This is a genomic window from Streptomyces sp. (genome assembly GCF_050698815.1).
GTDB lineage: Bacteria > Actinomycetota > Actinomycetes > Streptomycetales > Streptomycetaceae > Streptomyces.
In genome coordinates this window covers 1-4,435 of record NZ_JBOHCV010000027.1, presented here as the reverse complement: position 1 = coordinate 4,435, position 4,435 = coordinate 1, and the positions used below count along the sequence as shown (strand labels likewise).

The following is a 4,435-nucleotide window of genomic DNA, read 5'->3' as shown; positions in this document are numbered from 1 at the left end:
TGAGCGTGCCGAAGCGATCCTGGACGCGGCGTATGTGTGTTTCACGCGGCACGGGGTGCGGCGCACGACGATGGATGACGTTGCCAGGGAGGCGGGCATGTCCCGTCCGGCGGTCTACCAGTACGTGCGCAACAAGGAGGACGCCTTCCGCCGGCTGGCCCGACGGCTGCTCGATGCGGCTCTGGCCGACGCACGTACCGCGCTGGAACTCCCCGGAGACCTCGCCGACCGGCTGACGGCCGCCCTGGCGGCGAAGCTCGGTCTGGCACTCACGCTGTGGCGGGACAGCCCCGCGCATGCCGCCGAACTGCTGGGCGAGGACGCCCGGTTGTCCGCGGAGCTGATCGACGACTACAACGCCGCCATGCGCGACCTGCTCGCCGATGCGGCCGGCGCCGCCCTTCCGGCAGCCGAGGCGGCCGAGTTCGCCGAGCTCCTCCTCGCTTTCACCCGCGGGCTGGAGGCCGACCTGTCCGACCCCGATGCCCCGGCCCGACGACTGCGGCATGGAGTGGCGCTGCTCGTCGCGGGCCTGGAACACACGCAGACCACCACTCAGGAGCCATCATGACCACTGCGGTACTGATCACGGGAACGTCTTCGGGGATCGGCCGGGCCACCGCCTTGCGGCTGGCACGTCACTCCGGCCTGACCGTCTATGCCACCGCCCGCAGGACCGAGGCCATCGCCGATCTCGCCGAGGCCGGCGCCCGCGTCCTGGCGCTGGACGTCACCGACGAGAGGTCCATGCGCGCGGCCGTCGAAGCGGTCGAAGCCGAGCACGGCGCCGTAGGCGCACTGGTCAACAACGCCGGGTACGGCGAGTACGGCACCGTCGAGGAGACCAACCTGGACGGGGTGCGCCGCCAGTTCGAGACCAACGTGTTCGGGTTGGCTCGCATGACCCAGCTCGTACTGCCCGGCATGCGTACCGAGGGTCGCGGCCGTATCGTCAACGTCGGCTCCATGGGTGGCCGGCTCGTTTTCCCGGCCGGCGGCTACTACCACGCGAGCAAGTACGCCGTGGAGGCCCTCACCGATGCCCTGCGCTTCGAGACGGCCCCGTTCGGGATCAAGGTCAGTCTCGTCGAACCCGGCCTGATCCGCACCGGATTCGGTGGCACCGCTGCCGGCACCCTCGCCGGATCGGCCGCCCCGGCCGGCCCCTACGCCGCGCTCAACGCCGTCGCCGGCCAGCAGATGGCCGACTCCTTCAAGTCGACCGCACTGTCCGCCCCGCCCGAAACGGTCGCCAAGGTCATCGAACGCGCCATCACCACCCCAAGGCCCCGCATCAGGTACGTGGTCACCCCCGCCGCCAAGGCCCTCGTGCACACGCGCCGACTCCTCGGCGCCGGCATGTTCGACGCCTACCTGCGCCGGCAGTTCCGCGGCGCCGCGTGACGCGAGCGCTGGCTGAACGGTTGCGGCCGCCGGCGTTCACCGCACGGTTCTGAGTAGTTGTCAGTGGGTGGTGGCACAGTCTTCCTGCGTGCTGCGGAACAGCGACGCAAGCCAGTACAGCCGGTACAGGAAGAAGGCGCACCCATGGACTTCACCATCGAGATCCTCTCCGTCCCCGTCGCCGATGTCGACCGGGCCAAGGAGTTCTACGCGGACAAGTGCGGCTTCCACGTCGACCTCGACACCGAGGTGGCGCCCGGCATCCGCATCGTGCAGATCACGCCGCCGGGCTCGCGGTGCTCGATCGCGCTGTCACAGGGGATGCCGGCCTCGCCGAGCCAGTCGGACATGAAGCCCGGCACCCTGCGCGGCGTGCAGATCTGCGTGACCGACATCGCCGCCGCGCACGCCGAACTGTCGGGGCGCGGCGTCGACATCAGCCCGGTGCAGCACGTGGGGGCCGCGGGGTGGGAGGAGGGGAAGGGCGAGACCTGGAACTCCTTCGCCTTCTTCGCCGACCCGGACGGCAACGGCTGGGTGCTCCAGGAGGCGCCGGCCCCGCTGTCCGAGCGGTAGCCGCTCCGCGGACTCCGTGCGCGCGTGCCGAAGTCCGTCGTCCGTGGTCGGCTACCGGTCCTGAGAGAGCTGGAGGAGTTCGGCGAACGTACCGCCGGCATGGACCAGGTCGTCGTACCGGCCCTGTTCGGTGATGCGGCCCTGTTCCATGACCACGATGTGGTCGGCCACCCTCGTGTTCTCCAGCCGGTGCGTGACGACGATCGTGATGCGGTCGCCGGCGATGGACTTGATCTCCTCGAAGATCTGGTGCTCGCCTCGCGGGTCCATCTGCGAGGTGGGTTCGTCCAGGATCAGCAAAGGCGGACGCCGGTACAGGGCCCTGGAACAGGCCAGGCGCTGCCACTGCCCGCCGGACAGCTCCGCGCCGCCGAACACCTCCCGCGCGAGGAGGGTGTCGAGGCCGTTCGGGAGGTCCTCGACGGCTTCCCGCATGCCGACCGCGTCGACCGTTTCCCAGACCGGCCCGTCGTCGAGCGTCCGAGGTTGCCCAAGCGTCACGTTCTCCCGGACCCGCAATGGCCACTGCGCGAAGATCTGCGGGACCAGCCCGGTGCAGGCCCACACGGTCGCCGGATCGACGGCGGCCAGGTCCGAGCCGTTCCAGGTCACGCGGCCCTTGTCGGCGAGGTAGATCCCGGTGATCAGACGGGTCAGGGTGCTCTTGCCGGAGCCGTTCACCCCCACGATCGCGAGGATCTCCCCGCGCCGCAGGGTCAGGGACACACCGTCGACCGCCGGCTTGTCCTTCCCCGGGTACTGGTAGGTGGCCTCCTCCAGCCGGATCTCCTCCACCGGTGCGCGCACTGGCAGTGCGCCTCGCTTGGGCGCCCGTTCCTCCGCGTCGTCGAGGAACGCCTGCATGTCGCTCAGGTAGAGGCTCGTATGGAAGACGGCAGCGCCGTTGATGATGACCTGCGACAGGGCGGCCAGCGTGGTCTGTACGGCGACGACCGCCGTTGCCGCGATGGCGAGCACGATGCGGCCCGTCACGGCCAGCCAGGCGAGGGCCACCCACGTGGCGACGAGGAACACCCCGCCCACCAGCGAGGACACCAAGGCGATCCGCAGCGTGCGGGGGGCGGCGGCCAGCGTGCGCTGGTCGACTCGTTCGGACAGAGACCGGTACCAGTACAGCAAGTAATCCGTCATGCCGTTGGCACGGACCTCGTCACCGTACTTCGGGGTCGTCGACCACCACCGCATCATGCCGCGCACGTTGCGATCGGCGATGTTCGCGTAGTGGATCTCGTAGTCGAGCCGGGCGGTCAGCACCGCCCCGACGCCGGCCGGGAGCACGGCGAGGAGAAGCAGCGGCAGCATCAGGGGGTTCAGCACCGACAGGACGCCACTGGCGGTGACCATCTTGACCAGAGCCGACATGAAGCGCTGAGCGTCGGTGACCATGACGTGTGTGCGGATCACCCCCATCTCCGCCGCCTCCTGCCGGTCGGCGAACCCGTCCACGGCGTAGGCCGCCGCCTCGACACGGCAGACCGCCTCGACCAGGGCCGTGTCGGTCGTGGTCGTCAGCTTGGGGGTGATGCGCCGCTCGGCGTACGTGGCCAGGGCACCCGCACCGCGTGTCAGCGCGGTCGCACCGGCCACCACGAGGAGGGCCGGCAGGGCTTGGTGCAATCGGTCTGAGACCGCACCGCCTCCAAGAATCGGGCGCATCGCCTGTGCGGTGGCGGTCAGTAGCACCGCGGCGGCCACACCGGTGACCAACTGGCAGACCAGCAGGAGCAGGACGGCCCGGCGGTCGGCACCCCAGGACATCTCGGCGATGCGGCGCAGGACCGAGGGAAGCTGTGCACAGAGCTTGCGGAAGGAGACCTCACCGAGCGGGTTCACGGAGAATTCCCCCGTGTAGGTGATCTCGGCGGGAAGCGGCGGCGGCGGCGTTACGGCGTGCGCGTCTGGAGAATCGGCTGAAGTCAACTGCTCGTCTCCTGCCAGGTTGTTGTCGTCGGTTCGGCGCCACCGGGAACAACGATGGAGACTGCGATTTCGAACACACGTGTTTGAGTCGGAGTGGATTCCGCACGAGTGCAGGGGACGAGCAAGGTGCGGGGTGCATCCACCCTTGGGACGTGGGGTCGACGTCTGACCCGTCGGTGGCCGAAACGCCGAGGGCGCCGTGCGATGTTCGAACGCACTCTTTGACGCTGGCCCGGTTCAGCCCGGGAAGCGACGGCGTCCCGCAGGAAGCTGCGCTCGGCCCGGAGGCTTCTCCGCTTACGTCTCCGAAACTCTGGAACAACGGGTCGCCATGGACGAGCTCCGGGAGATCGTCACCGGCTTCGGGACCGACTACGCGCGATCTCCTGGGCATTGACCAGGAGATCGCCCGCGCCGTCAGACATGTCGGCTCCGCGTCAGGAGCGGGCGAGGACGCAGAACTCGTGGCCCTCCGGGTCGGCCAGGCACGTCCACGGGACGTCGCCCTGGCCGA

Annotated in this window: 4 protein-coding genes and 1 pseudogene; 3 read left to right on the top strand and 2 right to left on the bottom strand. The window is 69.6% G+C overall.

Translation table 11 applies throughout. The features are described 5' to 3' along the window. The 3 genes from ACRDP3_RS00915 to ACRDP3_RS00905 form a co-directional block, all read left to right on the top strand. On the top strand, nt 1–571 hold a 571-nt coding region (locus tag ACRDP3_RS00915), incomplete at its 5' end, for a helix-turn-helix domain-containing protein (protein ID WP_431514843.1). Further along, complete coding sequence (locus ACRDP3_RS00910; protein WP_431514842.1) at nt 568–1,404, top strand: oxidoreductase; 837 nt, start codon at nt 568–570, stop codon at nt 1,402–1,404. The genes ACRDP3_RS00915 and ACRDP3_RS00910, both read left to right, overlap by 4 nt. Before the next feature lie 144 nt (nt 1,405–1,548). Then, nucleotides 1,549–1,980, top strand: a complete 432-nt coding sequence (locus tag ACRDP3_RS00905; RefSeq protein ID WP_431514841.1) for a VOC family protein — start codon at nt 1,549–1,551, stop codon at nt 1,978–1,980. Between the two features lie 51 nt (nt 1,981–2,031). Here ACRDP3_RS00905 and ACRDP3_RS00900 read toward each other — a convergent pair whose 3' ends face one another. Continuing rightward, complete coding sequence (locus tag ACRDP3_RS00900) at nt 2,032–3,921, bottom strand: ATP-binding cassette domain-containing protein (protein WP_431514840.1); 1,890 nt, start codon at nt 3,919–3,921, stop codon at nt 2,032–2,034. A 437-nt stretch (nt 3,922–4,358) separates the two neighbouring features. Further along, a pseudogene (locus ACRDP3_RS00895) lies at nt 4,359–4,435 on the bottom strand (VOC family protein); the annotation flags it as partial.

What these genes read in the sequence shown, in the direction of transcription:
- ACRDP3_RS00910 (WP_431514842.1), top strand. Translation starts at nt 568, where the DNA reads ATGACCACTGCGGTACTGATCACGGGAACGTCTTCGGGGATCGGCCGG.
- ACRDP3_RS00905 (WP_431514841.1), top strand. Translation starts at nt 1,549, where the DNA reads ATGGACTTCACCATCGAGATCCTCTCCGTCCCCGTCGCCGATGTCGAC.